We start from the raw sequence: 16008 nt of genomic DNA on the forward strand, positions 1-16008 counted from the left end.
ATACACGGTGTTGAACTAAACCTAAAGGTAGCTTCACGAGACAGTTACATCACGATTCACCCTTTACGAGGATCAAGGTTTAATCTAATACTCAATATTATGAAAAAAAAATGACACTCTCATTGAAAGAGCCATTATTTCCGTTCCAGAGTTTGCAATGCTCTACCACAAACTCAAGCGCTCCGTTGAGCTCGCTGGTAAAAGCCAGAGCACACTTACCAACTATGCCCGCTGTCTGGCGCACATCGCACTCCATTTTAACTGTAGTCCGCTTGAGCTCGATGAGGAACAGATCTTAGATTATCTACACGTTTTAAAGTCACAACATAAGACCCCCTCAGATAGTTTTTTCAAGCACACTGTTTATGGGCTTCGCTATGCTTATCGCATCTTTGGGATGAAAGAAATGCGGGTCATACTTCCTTCTATTGAACGCTCCAAGAAGCTCCCCGTGGTATTAAACCAAAGGGAGGTAAAAAAACTGCTTCGCACTCCAAGACTGCTCAAGCACCGATTGGTACTTGCCATGCTCTATGGCTGTGGGCTCCGCAATTTTGAACTTCGCAACCTACAACGCAGGATCTAGATTTTGACAGGAAGTTGCTGCACGTGCGCCAGGGCAAGGGGCGCAAGGATCGCTATGTTCCCTTATCCGAGATACAGATCCGTGGCCTTAAGAAGTACCTACAGGCAGAGAATCCGGTCACTTGGTGCTTTACCGGCAATGATAGAACAGGCAGTCCGGCGCAGCTTTCCTCGCAAGGGATACAGTGGATCGGCGTGAGGCCCGCAAGCAAAGCGGTATTACAAAGGAGATTACCGCCCTATCCTGCGCCATAGCTATGCCACCCATCTTTTGGAAATGGGTCTGGACATTATGAGCGTGAAGGACCTCTTGGGACACGCAGATATTCAGACCACTCTTATCTACCTCCATGTGGCACAATCAGGTAGGCAAAAGCCGTTCAGTCCGCTGGATAGGCTTTATGGTCAATAGGGATGTGCTGTCCCGATCATGAAGTAGCGCACGTATTGGAGCGCAACAGGGAGCACCTTGCCAATCATTGTGCCAACAGTTGCGCAGTCCGCACCCTGCATGCCCTGCGCAAGTGCCGCACGGCGGCCCTTGGCGGCCACATTGATTGTTGTAATAATCTGCCTGTTATAAGCTCCATCTTAGCTACAACAGTTGCCGTAACCGTCATTGACCCAAGTGCCAAGGACACAAGAAGGAAGCATGGATCCAGGCAAGGGAGGCAGATTTATTAAAGGTTTCTTACTTCCACGTGGTCTTTACCCTGCCCTGTGAGCTGAACAGGTTATCTCTGTACGAGCCAAAATTGGTGTACAACCTTTTGTTCAAACGGCCTGGGGCATCGTTAAGGATTTTGGCGCTAATCCCAAGTTCTTGGGTGGCAGGATGGGAATGGTCGCTATACTGCACACTTGGGGGCAGAACCTCTCGTTGCACCCACACCTGCACTGCATTGTCCCGGGAGGTGGGATTACCAAGACTGGCAAATGGAAGAACACCAAGAGCAAGGGAAAGTACCTGTTTCCGGTAAAGGCGATGAGCATAGTTTTTAGGGCTCGGTTTGTTGCTGGGCTGCGCAAAGAGCTTGGAAAATCACAACCCGCTTCATTTTACGAAAGCCTGTTCAAGAACCAGTGGGTGGTCTATTGCAAACGCCCATTCTTTGGGCCTTCACAGGTAGTGGAATATCTAGGGCGCTATACCCATAAAATTGCGATAAGCAACCATCGTATAAAAAGTCTTGAAAGTGGAAACGTACGGTTTATGGTAAAGGATTATCGCCAAGGGGGTAAGAAGTCGGTACTTGCACTATCCGATGCCGAGTTCATCAGGCGTTTTTCATTGCATATCCTTGCCCAAAGGGTTTACCCGCATCGGCACTATGGTATCTTGAGCAGCTATTATAAAAGAACCTTAATCCCAGAACTACAACAAAGATCTGGGCAGAGGCCAGAACTAGCGGAAAAAGTACCTTTAAAGCACCGCAAGTGTCCCAGCTGTAAAAAAGGAAACCTGGTTACCATTGCAACCTCCGCTCGTGGACCACGAATGGTTGGCGCGAACAGATCGAGAAACACCTAAACAGACCAATATGAAAAAAACGCAAAACCGACGTAACGGGACTGCTATGGCCAAAACTGAAGAAAACACATCAAAGCAGTAATGAACAAGGAAAAATAAGTCCTAAATCTGCCATGTTCTTTTAATATTCCAAAGAAAGGGAGGCCAAAACTCCTAAAACAGAAAAAACCAACTCCTAAAAATCCAATCCAAAACAGACCATTCCCCATAAGGGCGAACCGACAAACACCGGTTCAGTCAACACGGCATTCATGTTGGGTCGTACCGACCACACGAATGCTTAGTTATTATTGCCAGTAGTTTTTTATTTCATTCGTTCGATTAATATCGGATAAAACTTGTCAAAGTCCACGTATTTATTTCTATTTGTTTCATATTCTCTTAAAATTTCCAAAATTTTTTCGACTAACTCAAACCCAATTGATTTTTCGTATTCCAGAAGTTTGTTGGCTTTTTCTTTTCCGAAATGTTTTTGGGCAATTTGTATGGTTGTTGCCCTCAACAAAAGTTCATTAAACACATATTTCCATTCGCCATAGCCTTGAAGTTTGGCATTTTCTTCGAGTTTTTGCGTAAAATATTTGGATTTTAGTCGTTCAATTTCTATATCGTATTTTTCTACTAATGGATTCACGAACGAATGCCCAAATTCGTGCAAAATCATATCAGTTTCCATATAGTTTTTGTCGAAATAAGGCACAAAATCAATTTCTCCGTTCGGACCGATTAAGGCGTAAACTTCTTTCTTTCCGTTTTGGTCGGTTATTTCCGAATTAAATCCACCGGAATGGAGTAATGGGGAAAGAATTAGGTTGTATGAACTTAATTTTTTACCGTAATATTTTTCCAAATAGATTGGTAATTCGTCAATCGTTTCCGATTTTTTGATTTGGGAAATGATTTGTTCGTTTATGGGTTTGACCACTTCCCAATAGTGTTGAAAAAGACTGTCTTGATTGAATTTTATGAGTTCTTCCCTAAACTCTTCAAGTAAGGTTTGGTTGTCGCCTAAATTTTTGTTGATTTTTCTGAATTCAGGAAAGTTGGAATGTTGCAAAGCCCATTCTACGGTTCGATAATAGGTAAAATGGTGGTTTTTTGATAAACTGTCAAAAAGCTGAACAGCTTTATGTTGTTTGAGTGGTTGAAGTTGTTTTACGAGCTTCTGTTTGTAAAGGTTGTCGTGTTTTCCAATCAAGAAATAATTGTCTAAAAAGGCAACAGAATAAAGCGTTTCAATCCGCTCGTCAATCGTGATTTTCAGTTCCGATTTTTGTCCAATGCTTTTTATTGAAACAAGAAATAGGATTAGTAAGATTGATTTTTTCATTAGCAGTTGGTTTTTTAAAATTACTGGCAACGTCTCGGCTATGGTTAGTACGGGAATTAAAAGTAATGAATTTCCGAGTAAGCACTTAGCCGAATCTTTTTATTTTGTTTTATCTTTTTTATTATAAAGCCAAATCAAAAGATTTGGCGGACTTAGTTTAAAGCACTAAACCTTGGGTTAAGCACCAAAACCCGTATTAATTATAGCCATTGTTGAACTAAACCTAAAGGTAGCTTCACGAGACAGTTACATCACGATTCACTACCTTTAGGATCAAGGTTTAATCTAATACTCAATATTATGAAAAAAAAATGAGACTCTCATTGAAAGAGCCATTATTTCCGTTCCAGAGTTTGCAATACTCTACCACAAACTCAAGCGCTCCGTTGAGCTCGCTGGCAAAAGCCAGAGCACACTTACCAACTATGCTCGCTGTCTGGCGCACATCGCACTCCATTTTAACTGTAGTCCACTTGAGCTCGATGAGGAACAGATCTTAGATTATCTACACGTTTTAAAGTCACAACATAAGACCCCCTCAGATAGTTTTTTCAAGCACACTGTTTATGGGCTTCGCTATGCTTATCGCATCTTTGGGATGAAAGAAATGCGGGTCATACTTCCTTCTATTGAACGCCCCAAGAAGCTCCCCGTGGTATTAAACCAAAGGGAGGTAAAAAAACTGCTTCGCACTCCAAGACTGCTCAAGCACCGATTGGTACTTGCCATGCTCTATGGCTGTGGGCTCCGCAATTTTGAACTTCGCAACCTACAACGCAGGGATCTAGATTTTGACAGGAAGTTGCTGCACGTGCGCCAGGGCAAGGGGCGCAAGGATCGCTATGTTCCCTTATCCGAGATACAGATCCGTGGCCTTAAGAAGTACCTACAGGCAGAGAATCCGGTCACTTGGTGCTTTACCGGCAATGATAGAACAGGCAGTCCGGCGCAGCTTTCCTCGCAAGGGATACAGTGGATCGTGCGTGAGGCCCGCAAGCAAAGCGGTATTACAAAGGAGATTACCGCCCATATCCTGCGCCATAGCTATGCCACCCATCTTTTGGAAATGGGTCTGGACATTATGAGCGTGAAGGACCTCTTGGGACACGCAGATATTCAGACCACTCTTATCTACCTCCATGTGGCACAATCAGGTAGGCAAAAGCCGTTCAGTCCGCTGGATAGGCTTTATGGTCAATAGGGATGTGCTGTCCCGATCATGAAGTAGCGCACGTATTGGAGCGCAACAGGGAGCACCTTGCCAATCATTGTGCCAACAGTTGGCAAGTCCGCACCCTGCATGCCCTGCGCAAGTGCCGCACCGCGGCCCTTGGCGGCCACATTGATTGTTGTAATAATCCTGCCTGTTATAAGCTCCATCTTAGCTACAACAGTTGCCGTAACCGTCATTGCCCCAAGTGCCAGGGACACAAGAAGGAAGCATGGATCCAGGCAAGGGAGGCAGATTTATTAAAGGTTTCTTACTTCCACGTGGTCTTTACCCTGCCCTGTGAGCTGAACAGGTTATCTCTGTACGAGCCAAAATTGGTGTACAACCTTTTGTTCACAACGGCCTGGGGCATCGTTAAGGATTTTGGCGCTAATCCCAAGTTCTTGGGTGGCAGGATGGGAATGGTCGCTATACTGCACACTTGGGGGCAGAACCTCTCGTTGCACCCACACCTGCACTGCATTGTCCCGGGAGGTGGGATTACCAAGACTGGCAAATGGAAGAACACCAAGAGCAAGGGAAAGTACCTGTTTCCGGTAAAGGCGATGAGCATAGTTTTTAGGGCTCGGTTTGTTGCTGGGCTGCGCAAAGAGCTTGGAAAATCACAACCCGCTTCATTTTACGAAAGCCTGTTCAAAAACCAGTGGGTGGTCTATTGCAAACGCCCATTCTTTGGGCCTTCACAGGTAGTGGAATATCTAGGGCGCTATACCCATAAAATTGCGATAAGCAACCATCGTATAAAAAGTCTTGAAAGTGGAAACGTACGGTTTATGGTAAAGGATTATCGCCAAGGGGGTAAGAAGTCGGTACTTGCACTATCCGATGCCGAGTTCATCAGGCGTTTTTCATTGCATATCCTGCCCAAAGGGTTTACCCGCATCAGGCACTATGGTATCTTGAGCAGCTATTATAAAAGAACCATAATCCCAGAACTACAAAAAGATCTGGGCAGGCCAGAACTAGCGGAAAAAGTACTTTAAAGCACCGCAAGTGTCCCAGCTGTAAAAAAGGAAACCTGGTTACCATTGCAACCTTCCCCGCTCGTGGACCACCGAATGGTTGGCGCGAACAGATCGAGAAACACCTAAACAGACCAATATGAAAAAAACGCAAAACCGACGTAACGGGACTGCTATGGCCAAAACTTAAGAAAACACATCAAAGCAGTAATGAACAAGGAAAAATAAGTCCTAAATCTGCCATGTTCTTTTAATATTCCAAAGAAAGGGAGGCCAAAAACTCCCAAAACAGAAAAAACCAACTCCTAAAAATCCAATCCAAAACAGACCATTCCCCATAAGGGCGAACCGACAAACACCGGTTCAGTCAACACGGCATTCATGTTGGGTCGTACCGACCACACGAATGCTTAGTTATTGCCAGTAGTTTTTATTCCGTTTTATATTTTATTATCACTCTATCTCCTTGAAAAAAAGATTCTTTCTCTTTTTTGTCAAAAGTCAAATTCGGTTCGTGAATTATTTCCAGATTGTTATTGTCAGTCCATTTGGCAGAAATGCTTTTACTTTCTCCTGTGTAATACATTATTCCAGCTCCACCACCAGAACTCCATTCCATTATGCCGCTTGTGTGGATATATTTTCCGTTTGTAAACTCTTCGTTAATCCTAAATTCCTTTGTTCCGTCAATCGTTCTAATTTTAACGAGTTCGTTTGTAGTAAACTCAAATTTTGGTCTTACTCGTCTTTTCGCTTTTGGTTTTTCGGTCGAGATTAGTTTTAAGAAATTTTCTAATTCCGATTTTCTGTCATTCAGAGTTTTTTTGTCAGCTCCAAGCTCTTTCCATAAGTCCAAATCCGTTCCGTTTTCAATTATTTCTTTAACGGTTTTATAAATTTCAGGTTCTAAAGATTTTGTTTCCCATTGTGCTAATGCAAGTCCGAATAATGAATTATTTCTGTCGTCTGAATCTGAAAAATAATCTTCAAATTCCGCTTTGATTTCGTTCGAGACCCAAACTTGATTTCCTCCATTATTGTACTTATCGAAAAAGTTCGAATAAATGTCAAGTGTAGTATCGTTTCCTTTTATTTCTGTGTTCCAAACTCCCATTTAGTTCTGTTTCTCAAATTACTGGCAACGTTTATGTATAAGGAAAGTTGCGTGTTTGCGTGCGAGGATTTTCCGAAGGAAAATCAGAAGCTAGCAAACGAGCAACTAACTTTGGTCTAGCTAAAACTAGCAATTTTTTTTATACGGTGTTGTAAGTAGTTTTTTATTTTTTGTCCGTTTTATTTTCTTTTACAGAGTCTTTTATTAGTGCATTATAAATATATTCAGGTGTCTTTTTCTTTAGCTTAGACATTTCTTTTTCGATGTGCTTAGATAGAAATTCTTTTTCCTTTTCGTTTAAATTTTCAAGGATTCCAACTCGACCATAAAAACTTATGTTTTCGTCTTCTTTATGCACAAGAACTATTAAAGGATATCCGTTTTGTGCTTCAAACATTTCCAAGTTATTCTCAATTCCCGTTTTCGGATTTGGTCGGTCTAAAAAATAGGTAAAACTCACATTTTTTTCGATTGTACTGTCGAAAGGGTCACTTGTCGGATTTGCATAATTTATAATTCCTTGAACTTCATAAAAATCGGTTTCGTCATAGTCCGAGTATTTCTTTTCAGACTTGCAAGAAAAAAGTCCAAATGACAGAATTAACAGTATGTTTAGCGTTTTTCTCAAATTACTTACAACGTCCCCGTATATGCGCCGTGCCGACCGTATGGGAGGGATGGACGTATATACATTGTTGAACTAAACCTAAAGGTAGCTTCACGAGACAGTTACATCACGATTCACTACCTTTAGGATCAAGGTTTAATCTAATACTCAATATTATGAAAAAAAAATGACACTCTCATTGAAAGAGCCATTATTTCCGTTCCAGAGTTTGCAATACTCTACCACAAACTCAAGCGCTCCGTTGAGCTCGCTGGCAAAAGCCAGAGCACACTTACCAACTATGCTCGCTGTCTGGCGCACATCGCACTCCATTTTAACTGTAGTCCACTTGAGCTCGATGAGGAACAGATCTTAGATTATCTACACGTTTTAAAGTCACAACATAAGACCCCCTCAGATAGTTTTTTCAAGCACACTGTTTATGGGCTTCGCTATGCTTATCGCATCTTTGGGATGAAAGAAATGCGGGTCATACTTCCTTCTATTGAACGCCCCAAGAAGCTCCCCGTGGTATTAAACCAAAGGGAGGTAAAAAAACTGCTTCGCACTCCAAGACTGCTCAAGCACCGATTGGTACTTGCCATGCTCTATGGCTGTGGGCTCCGCAATTTTGAACTTCGCAACCTACAACGCAGGGATCTAGATTTTGACAGGAAGTTGCTGCACGTGCGCCAGGGCAAGGGGCGCAAGGATCGCTATGTTCCCTTATCCGAGATACAGATCCGTGGCCTTAAGAAGTACCTACAGGCAGAGAATCCGGTCACTTGGTGCTTTACGGCAATGATAGAACAGGCAGTCCGGCGCAGCTTTCCTCGCAAGGGATACAGTGGATCGTGCGTGAGGCCCGCAAGCAAAGCGGTATTACAAAGGAGATTACCGCCCATATCCTGCGCCATAGCTATGCCACCCATCTTTTGGAAATGGGTCTGGACATTATGAGCGTGAAGGACCTCTTGGGACACGCAGATATTCAGACCACTCTTATCTACCTCCATGTGGCACAATCAGGTAGGCAAAAGCCGTTCAGTCCGCTGGATAGGCTTTATGGTCAATAGGGATGTGCTGTCCCGATCATGAAGTAGCGCACGTATTGGAGCGCAACAGGGAGCACCTTGCCAATCATTGTGCCAACAGTTGGCAAGTCCGCACCCTGCATGCCCTGCGCAAGTGCCGCACCGCGGCCCTTGGCGGCCACATTGATTGTTGTAATAATCCTGCCTGTTATAAGCTCCATCTTAGCTACAACAGTTGCCGTAACCGTCATTGCCCCAAGTGCCAGGGACACAAGAAGGAAGCATGGATCCAGGCAAGGGAGGCAGATTTATTAAAGGTTTCTTACTTCCACGTGGTCTTTACCCTGCCCTGTGAGCTGAACAGGTTATCTCTGTACGAGCCAAAATTGGTGTACAACCTTTTGTTCACAACGGCCTGGGGCATCGTTAAGGATTTTGGCGCTAATCCCAAGTTCTTGGGTGGCAGGATGGGAATGGTCGCTATACTGCACACTTGGGGGCAGAACCTCTCGTTGCACCCACACCTGCACTGCATTGTCCCGGGAGGTGGGATTACCAAGACTGGCAAATGGAAGAACACCAAGAGCAAGGGAAAGTACCTGTTTCCGGTAAAGGCGATGAGCATAGTTTTTAGGGCTCGGTTTGTTGCTGGGCTGCGCAAAGAGCTTGGAAAATCACAACCCGCTTCATTTTACGAAAGCCTGTTCAAAACCAGTGGGTGGTCTATTGCAAACGCCCATTCTTTGGGCCTTCACAGGTAGTGGAATATCTAGGGCGCTATACCCATAAAATTGCGATAAGCAACCATCGTATAAAAAGTCTTGAAAGTGGAAACGTACGGTTTATGGTAAAGGATTATCGCCAAGGGGGTAAGAAGTCGGTACTTGCACTATCCGATGCCGAGTTCATCAGGCGTTTTTCATTGCATATCCTGCCCAAAGGGTTTACCCGCATCCGGCACTATGGTATCTTGAGCAGCTATTATAAAAGAACCATAATCCCAGAACTACAAAAAGATCTGGGCAGGCCAGAACTAGCGGAAAAAGTACTTTAAAGCACCGCAAGTGTCCCAGCTGTAAAAAAGGAAACCTGGTTACCATTGCAACCTTCCCCGCTCGTGGACCACCGAATGGTTGGCGCGAAGAGATCGAGAAACACCTAAACAGACCAATATGAAAAAAACGCAAAACCGACGTAACGGGACTGCTATGGCCAAAACTGAAGAAAACACATCAAAGCAGTAATGAACAAGGAAAAGTAAGTCCTAAATCTGCCATGTTCTTTTAATATTCCAAAGAAAGGGAGGCAAAACTCCCAAAACAGAAAAAACCAACTCCTAAAAATCCAATCCAAAACAGACCATTCCCCATAAGGGCGAACCGACAAACACCGGTTCAGTCAACACGGCATTCATGTTGGGTCGTACCGACCACACGAATGCTTAGTTATTGCCCACCGTATTTATTCAGCTTACCCAACTTCCAAGGCTTTCTTTTTCAATCCATTTTCCGTCGATAAATTCATAGATTCTTTCTTCTCCACCACCACATAATCTACCACAAACTGTTCCGATACGGACATAAGCTAAGTTAAAAGTTTCATTAAAAATCGGTTTACTTATTGAACAATATCCATTTTCGCAATTTGCATCTAACCAATCCCAAAAACTAAATCCACCTTTTTCAGACTTTCTTTCAAATTCATCAAACTGTTTTTTTGTCAAAATATTTTTTTCTGGCGCCAAGTCAGCTGTAATTTTGAATTTTTTAGATAAGCGTGATTGAGTTTTGTAATGCAAAGAATCTTTTATATTTAAAAGTTTTTTTACGTATTCATCAAAATTCGAAATCATTGGGGAAGAGACTGCTCTTGGGTTTTCGGTCATACAACTCGATGATAAATAGCCATCTCTTTCGTCATTTAAAATTTGTGTGATTAACTCTGATGTTTTTTGAGCATCTAATGTTTTCAAATCAGTTTTTTTGTCCGTTTTGCAACTTAAATTCAAAGTCAAAACAACAAATAATATGTAGATGATTGTTTTTTTCATATGGTGGGCAACGTGTTTGTATATGGTTTGTTGCGTGGTTTAGCACGTAATTTAGCAAATAAAAACCGAATATAAAATCCGCGAGGATTTTCGTAAGTAGGCTAGAACTAGCAATAAATTATATACGGTGTTGTGCAACGTATTTATATTTTCCGTTTCAATTTCTTAAAACAATATTTATAATCAAATATTTTGTCCAAATCGCAAATCAGTTCTTTGGCTTTCTTTTTTTCGAAAACGGGAACAAAACAGCTCATAATTCCAAAACCTTTTGTTTTAAAAAACAATTCCAAATATAATTCAGTTTCAGTTGGTTTGAATATTTTGTCAGAACTTAAATCAGAGTATTCATTTTCGATTTCCACGTACAATTTATCCAATAAATTATGCTTTTTTAATATTCCGATAATTTGTTCGTTTTTCTTTTCGTTTGTTTCAATGTCAATACAAGAATTCAATTCGGGATTTTCAACAATCGCATCTTTTGTAATTCCGATATAAAAGTCAGATTTTGGTGAAATCAGAGTTGTATTTAGAGATTCCGATGACTTTTCTAATTCAGCAAGAATATTCTCAAAACTCAAAGTTTTTTGAGAAAAAGACTGACTAAAAGTCAAAAATAATATTGTATAAATTAAAATTCTCATTCGTTTCTCATATGTTGCACAACAATTGGATATAGTCAATTGTCTATATCCACACTATGTGCACTAAGATAATATTTTTTTTAAGTTTATTGATTTCATTAGCACATATTAATGCGTTTGGATAAGTAACACTAAAACATTAAAAACCCCTTTTTTTAATAAAAAAAGGGGTTTAAAAAATTATAAGGTGTCTTCCAACCATTTAAAAAATTCTGTTTGCCAGACAATGGCGTTTTGTGGCTCGAGAATCCAGTGGTTTTCTTCGGGGAAGTAAATTAATTTACTTTTTATATCTAAAAGTTGTACCGCTTGAAAGGCACTTAATCCTTGCTCGATAGGCACTCGGTAATCCTTTCCGCATTGAATAATTAACATAGGCGTATTCCAGTTAGATACCTTAGTAATAGGGTTAAACTCATTGTAGGCCTTTTGCGCTACGGCATTTTCTTTGTCCCAATAGCTACCACCCCAATCGTGATTTACAAAAAATAATTCTTCGGTTGTGCCGTACATGCTACGGTTATCGAAAACACCATTATGCGATATAAACGTTTTAAAGCGATTTTCATGCATTCCTGCGAGGTAAAACACAGAATAACCACCAAAACTGGCTCCTACAGCTCCTAGCCTGTCGTTATCGACATAAGGCTCTTTGGCAAGATCGTCTATAGCACTTAAATAATCGTCCATCACTTGTCCGCCCCAATCTTTACTAATGGCCGCATTCCATTCTACACCATGTCCTGGCATACCTCTACGGTTAGGAGCCACAACAATATAACCTTGAGATGCCATTAATTGAAAATTCCAACGGTAAGAATAAAATTGTGTTAACGGCGATTGTGGTCCCCCTTGTGCATATAACAACGTTGGATATTTTTTTGCCGGATCAAAATTTGGAGGTAAAATTACCCAAACCAACATTTGCTTATTATCGGTTGTGGTAACATAGCGTTTTTCGACTTTTGGCATATCGATTGTGCTGTACAATTCGGTATTGATAGCAGTAATCTGTTTAAACGTTTTTTTCTTCAAATCGAAACTAAAAACCTCAGCAGCATGATTCATGTCTGTTCGGGTTACTAAAAGTTCATTTTTTGCTTCAGAAATGATACTAGTCACATCAAAATGACCTTCCGATAATTGTGTTACAACCGGTGCAATACGTTTTTTACCAGGATAATTAACAACGAATAACTGTATGGTACCATCTACAGGCGCTGTAAAATAAACATTCCTGCCGTCGTTACTCCATTTAAAACTTCTTACGGTTCCGTCCCAACGTGCTGTTAGATTTTGTTCTACCCCGTTTTCTAATACGATAATATCGTTTTTATCACTTTCGTTACCAGGGGTTTTCATTTGCAACCAAGCTAAAGCTCCTTGGCTCGAAAAATTTGGAGCAACATCATATCCAAGATTCTTTTCTGTGATATTTGTAGTTGTTTTTGTTGCTAAATCGTATTTATAAATATCGGTATTCGTACTTGTAGCGTAGGCCTTTCCCTTTAACTTTTTACTTACGTAATAAATACTTTTACTATCTGGCCCCCAAACGTAATCCTCATCGCCTCCAAAAGGACGTTGCGGTGTGTAATACGGTTCGTTCGGCATAATATCTATAGCCGTGGCATCATCAGCGTTTTTTTCTTTGTAAAATACGTGATTGTAATTGCCGTCGTTCCAGGTATCCCAATGTCTGTTATCTAAATCTGTATAAATATAGGCATCAGATTTTGTTAAAGATTTATAAACATCTTTACTGTGAATTGCTTCGATAGCAACCGGTTTATCGAACATGTGATAACGACCATTTGGCGAGATATTCTTATCTACAACAGCGACTTCATCCTTAGTTATTTTTTCAGATTCGCCTCCTGTTATAGAAATTTTATAATAACTATAATCAAAACCGTTAGTTTCCATATTTGGAACGCTCACGCGGTAAAATAACGCATCACCTTCATTGTTTAAACCCAAAACACTTAAGCGCTCTACTTGCCAAAGGCGTTCTGGGGTCATTACTTCTTGTCCTTGGACTAGGAGAACACTTAAAAAAAGTCCGAATAATAATGCAATTCTTTTCATTTGTTTGTGTTTTTAATATTAATATTTACATGCTTTCTGCAAGTTATACCAAATTAGCCATGTCTTGTCGCATATAATCCGTTTGTTTTTCGCTCATATTTCGATATAAGATAAAACTATGGCTATGCTTTTATTTTCTATCTTATCCTAACAAAAAATAATTCAAATTAATAATACGACATTTCAAAACTAAATTGGTATTATAATTTGTTGGCTTGATAAAACTTCTAACATGCTCAGGTTTTATATTTTAAAGGCCTTTCTAGTTTAAGATAGCTCAGACCCAAAGATAAACATATATATCACTTTAAAAATAGCCTTATAAAGAAACTTCATAGTTGTTTAATCTTAACGCTTTACAAATGTGAGCAGCGCATTTTTAGGTTTTAAAGCTATTAAGGGCGTTACTGCAATGGTTTTAAAGTTTGGATGGATTTTATATTTTGAAACCAATTCGGTTATGGCAATAATCATTTCGTACATCGCGAAGTTATTCCCTATGCATTTTCTAGGCCCCGCTCCAAAGGGAAAATAATGCGATGAAAATTGTCGACCACCACCGGCAAAGCGCTCTGGCATAAAGGCCATAGGTTGATCCCATAATTTTGGATGGCGATGAATTTCGTAAATAGAAAACAGTAAATTTGATCCCGCTTTATAACCTAACCCGTTAAAATGATCGTCTGTAAGATTTACACGGTCTATAAAATATACTGGCGGATACAAGCGCATGGCCTCTTCAATAACTTGTTGACATACTTTTGAAGCTCTTATACGCCCCATCAAGTCTTCGTTAGAGCTCTTTAAATTTAAACGCTCTTCATATATTTTCTCCTGCCATTCTGGATGTAAAGCAAGTAGCTGCAGGGTAAATGTTAAGGCATTGGCTGTGGTTTCGTGTCCTGCCGTAAACAAAATAAGGATTTCATCGATGAGTTGTTCCTCGTTCATCGCACTACCATCTTCATACCGAGCATCCAATAACATATCGAGCAAATCGTTTTCACGGGTTTTCGAAGCTTTACGTTGCGCGACAATTTGTTTTAAAACCGCCCGAGACTCCCTCATAAGCTCGAGGTGTTTTTCAATTTCGCCACTGGCTTTAAACCACCACCCTAAATAAGGTTGCCGCAATTCTCTAACCATCATGTTTTGTGCCGCCTCAGTAATAAATTGAAGCCGATTAATTTCCTGCTGATTTACCGCACTACTAAATAATGATTTCACGACGGTTTGAAAAGCTAGGTCATTTAAAATTGGGAAAATGTCGATACTCTGGTTTGGTTCTATTCTCTTGTACTCTGAAACTATCGCACTTTTAATGGTGTCTAGCAACTGCTCAAGCTGCTTTTTATCAAAAGCTGGTTGTATAAGCTTGCGCTGTTTGCGCCAATGCTCCCCTTCTGCCGTTAACAAACCCTTGCCTACATATTTGGCTAAATCTTCGGTTTGAATTTTTGATTTTACGTAATTTTTTTGCTTTTTCTGAAGCACATATTCGGCAAATCCCGCATCTCTAACAAAAAATACACTGTTTTTAAAACCCACTTTCAGTCTAAAAACATCACCGTGCTTATTAAAATTGCGATGATGAAAAGGCAACGGATTTTTTAAAATTTCTAAAGCGTGTTTTACAAATTGAGCCAAAGACACTGTAGGGACTTCTTTTAAGTTTTCCATGTTCTTCTATAATTAGAATAAACCGCCCTGTGTTGCACCTTTTATTTTACCTAAATGCTTATACGCTTGCTCGGTTACTTCACGCCCGCGTGGTGTACGCATAATAAACCCCTGTTGTATTAAGAAAGGCTCGTAAACCTCTTCAATAGTTTCGGGACTCTCACTTACGGCCGTTGCAATGGTCGAGATACCCACAGGACCGCCTTTAAATTTATCGATTATGGTCGATAAAATCTTATTGTCCATTTCATCTAAACCATAGGCATCAACACTTAAAGCCTCTAAGGCATACTTTGCTATTTTTATATCGATTTTACCATTGCCTTTAATTTGAGCGAAGTCGCGAACCCGACGCAGTAAAGCATTTGCAATTCTAGGTGTGCCCCGACTTCTACCAGCTATTTCTATGGCGGCTTCCATGGAGATGGGCACCTCTAAAATAGTGGCACTTCGTTGCACTATAGTTGTTAGTAAATCGGTTTTGTAGTATTGCAGTCTGCTCTGTATACCAAAACGTGCACGCATGGGCGAGGTTAATAATCCCGATCGTGTTGTGGCTCCAATTAAGGTAAAAGGATTTAAATTTATCTGAACCGTTCTGGCATTGGGACCAGACTCAATCATAATATCAATTTTATAATCTTCCATTGCCGAGTATAAATACTCTTCTACTATAGGACTTAAACGATGAATCTCGTCTATAAACAACACATCGCGTTCTTCTAGATTTGTAAGCAATCCAGCAAGGTCTCCGGGTTTATCTAACACAGGTCCAGAAGTCACTTTAATGCCCACACTAAGCTCGTTTGCCAAAATATGTGCCAACGTGGTTTTACCCAAGCCTGGTGGACCATGAAACAACGTATGGTCTAATGCTTCGGTACGTAAATTTGCGGCCTGAACAAAAATTTTAAGATTTTCTAATACTTGATCTTGACCCGTAAAATCATCAAAGGCTAAAGGTCTTAATTTTTTTTCTACATCTAATTCTTCAGGTGAAAAATTCTCGTCTGTTGGATCTAGGTTTTCATTCATAGTCACTAAACTAATAAGTCTGAAACTTGTTTCATTAGAAAAATATCTCGAAAAATCACTTCCTCTTTTAGCGGTTAGTTAAAATCCCGTAAATTTCTGTATCATCAACTAAAG

14 protein-coding genes and 3 pseudogenes are annotated in these 16008 nt (G+C 40.7%); 9 read left to right on the forward strand and 8 right to left on the reverse strand.

All coding sequences use genetic code 11. The features are described 5' to 3' along the window. The first annotated feature begins 157 nt into the window (after positions 1 to 157). From FEZ18_RS14640 to FEZ18_RS14980, 4 genes and pseudogenes are all read left to right on the forward strand, one after another. Positions 158 to 586, forward strand: coding sequence for a phage integrase N-terminal SAM-like domain-containing protein (locus FEZ18_RS14640; protein WP_228122875.1), 429 nt, complete (start codon positions 158 to 160; stop codon positions 584 to 586). 23 nt (positions 587 to 609) lie between these two features. Further along, a complete protein-coding gene (locus tag FEZ18_RS14820) occupies positions 610 to 840 on the forward strand; it encodes a hypothetical protein (RefSeq protein ID WP_255473341.1) in 231 nt (76 codons plus the stop codon). Between the two features lie 37 nt (positions 841 to 877). Next, positions 878 to 997 (forward strand): hypothetical protein, encoded by a 120-nt coding sequence (locus tag FEZ18_RS14825; protein ID WP_317164460.1) that lies wholly within the window; start codon positions 878 to 880, stop codon positions 995 to 997. Positions 998 to 999: 2 nt separating this feature from the next. After that, a pseudogene (locus tag FEZ18_RS14980) lies at positions 1000 to 2116 on the forward strand (IS91 family transposase). A 304-nt stretch (positions 2117 to 2420) separates the two neighbouring features. Here the strand turns inward: FEZ18_RS14980 and FEZ18_RS05185 are convergent. Further along, the gene (locus tag FEZ18_RS05185) at positions 2421 to 3446 is read right to left on the reverse strand and encodes a DUF4932 domain-containing protein (RefSeq protein WP_153267330.1); all 1026 of its coding nucleotides are present in this window, start codon (positions 3444 to 3446) and stop codon (positions 2421 to 2423) included. 598 nt (positions 3447 to 4044) lie between these two features. On the opposite strand from FEZ18_RS05185, the gene FEZ18_RS05190 reads away from it, so the two are divergent. Next, complete coding sequence (locus FEZ18_RS05190; RefSeq protein ID WP_228122749.1) at positions 4045 to 4647, forward strand: tyrosine-type recombinase/integrase; 603 nt, start codon at positions 4045 to 4047, stop codon at positions 4645 to 4647. A 2-nt stretch (positions 4648 to 4649) separates the two neighbouring features. Then, a pseudogene (locus FEZ18_RS05195) lies at positions 4650 to 5782 on the forward strand (IS91 family transposase). A gap of 287 nt (positions 5783 to 6069) precedes the next feature. Here FEZ18_RS05195 and FEZ18_RS05200 read toward each other — a convergent pair. Continuing rightward, positions 6070 to 6753 (reverse strand): hypothetical protein, encoded by a 684-nt coding sequence (locus FEZ18_RS05200; protein WP_153267332.1) that lies wholly within the window; start codon positions 6751 to 6753, stop codon positions 6070 to 6072. A gap of 163 nt (positions 6754 to 6916) precedes the next feature. Further along, the gene (locus tag FEZ18_RS05205) at positions 6917 to 7381 is read right to left on the reverse strand and encodes a hypothetical protein (RefSeq protein ID WP_153267333.1); all 465 of its coding nucleotides are present in this window, start codon (positions 7379 to 7381) and stop codon (positions 6917 to 6919) included. 462 nt (positions 7382 to 7843) lie between these two features. On the opposite strand from FEZ18_RS05205, the gene FEZ18_RS05210 reads away from it, so the two are divergent. The 3 genes and pseudogenes from FEZ18_RS05210 to FEZ18_RS14985 all read left to right on the forward strand — a co-directional run bounded on the left by FEZ18_RS05210 (position 7844) and on the right by FEZ18_RS14985 (position 9570). Further along, positions 7844 to 8320 carry a tyrosine-type recombinase/integrase gene (locus tag FEZ18_RS05210; RefSeq protein ID WP_255473342.1) on the forward strand — a complete coding sequence of 159 codons (477 nt, stop codon included), beginning with the start codon at positions 7844 to 7846 and terminating at the stop codon, positions 8318 to 8320. After that, the gene (locus FEZ18_RS14830; RefSeq protein ID WP_255473280.1) at positions 8215 to 8436 is read left to right on the forward strand and encodes a tyrosine-type recombinase/integrase; all 222 of its coding nucleotides are present in this window, start codon (positions 8215 to 8217) and stop codon (positions 8434 to 8436) included. Before FEZ18_RS05210 ends, FEZ18_RS14830 begins: the two co-directional genes overlap by 106 nt. Before the next feature lie 2 nt (positions 8437 to 8438). After that, positions 8439 to 9570 (forward strand): annotated as a pseudogene (locus tag FEZ18_RS14985) (IS91 family transposase). Between the two features lie 289 nt (positions 9571 to 9859). Here FEZ18_RS14985 and FEZ18_RS05220 read toward each other — a convergent pair. The 5 genes from FEZ18_RS05220 to ruvB form a co-directional block, all read right to left on the reverse strand. After that, positions 9860 to 10444, reverse strand: coding sequence for a hypothetical protein (locus FEZ18_RS05220; RefSeq protein ID WP_153267334.1), 585 nt, complete (start codon positions 10442 to 10444; stop codon positions 9860 to 9862). 143 nt (positions 10445 to 10587) lie between these two features. Continuing rightward, the gene (locus FEZ18_RS05225; protein ID WP_153267335.1) at positions 10588 to 11091 is read right to left on the reverse strand and encodes a hypothetical protein; all 504 of its coding nucleotides are present in this window, start codon (positions 11089 to 11091) and stop codon (positions 10588 to 10590) included. 180 nt (positions 11092 to 11271) lie between these two features. Continuing rightward, complete coding sequence (locus FEZ18_RS05230; protein ID WP_153267336.1) at positions 11272 to 13179, reverse strand: S9 family peptidase; 1908 nt, start codon at positions 13177 to 13179, stop codon at positions 11272 to 11274. 348 nt (positions 13180 to 13527) lie between these two features. After that, positions 13528 to 14859, reverse strand: coding sequence for a cytochrome P450 (locus FEZ18_RS05235; protein WP_153267337.1), 1332 nt, complete (start codon positions 14857 to 14859; stop codon positions 13528 to 13530). A gap of 12 nt (positions 14860 to 14871) precedes the next feature. Beyond that, on the reverse strand, positions 14872 to 15894 hold the full coding sequence (gene ruvB, locus FEZ18_RS05240; protein WP_153267338.1) for a Holliday junction branch migration DNA helicase RuvB: 1023 nt from the start codon (positions 15892 to 15894) through the stop codon (positions 14872 to 14874). Between the last annotated feature and the right edge of the window lie 114 nt (positions 15895 to 16008).

The organism is Oceanihabitans sp. IOP_32 (assembly GCF_009498295.1).
Lineage (GTDB): Bacteria > Bacteroidota > Bacteroidia > Flavobacteriales > Flavobacteriaceae > Wocania > Wocania indica.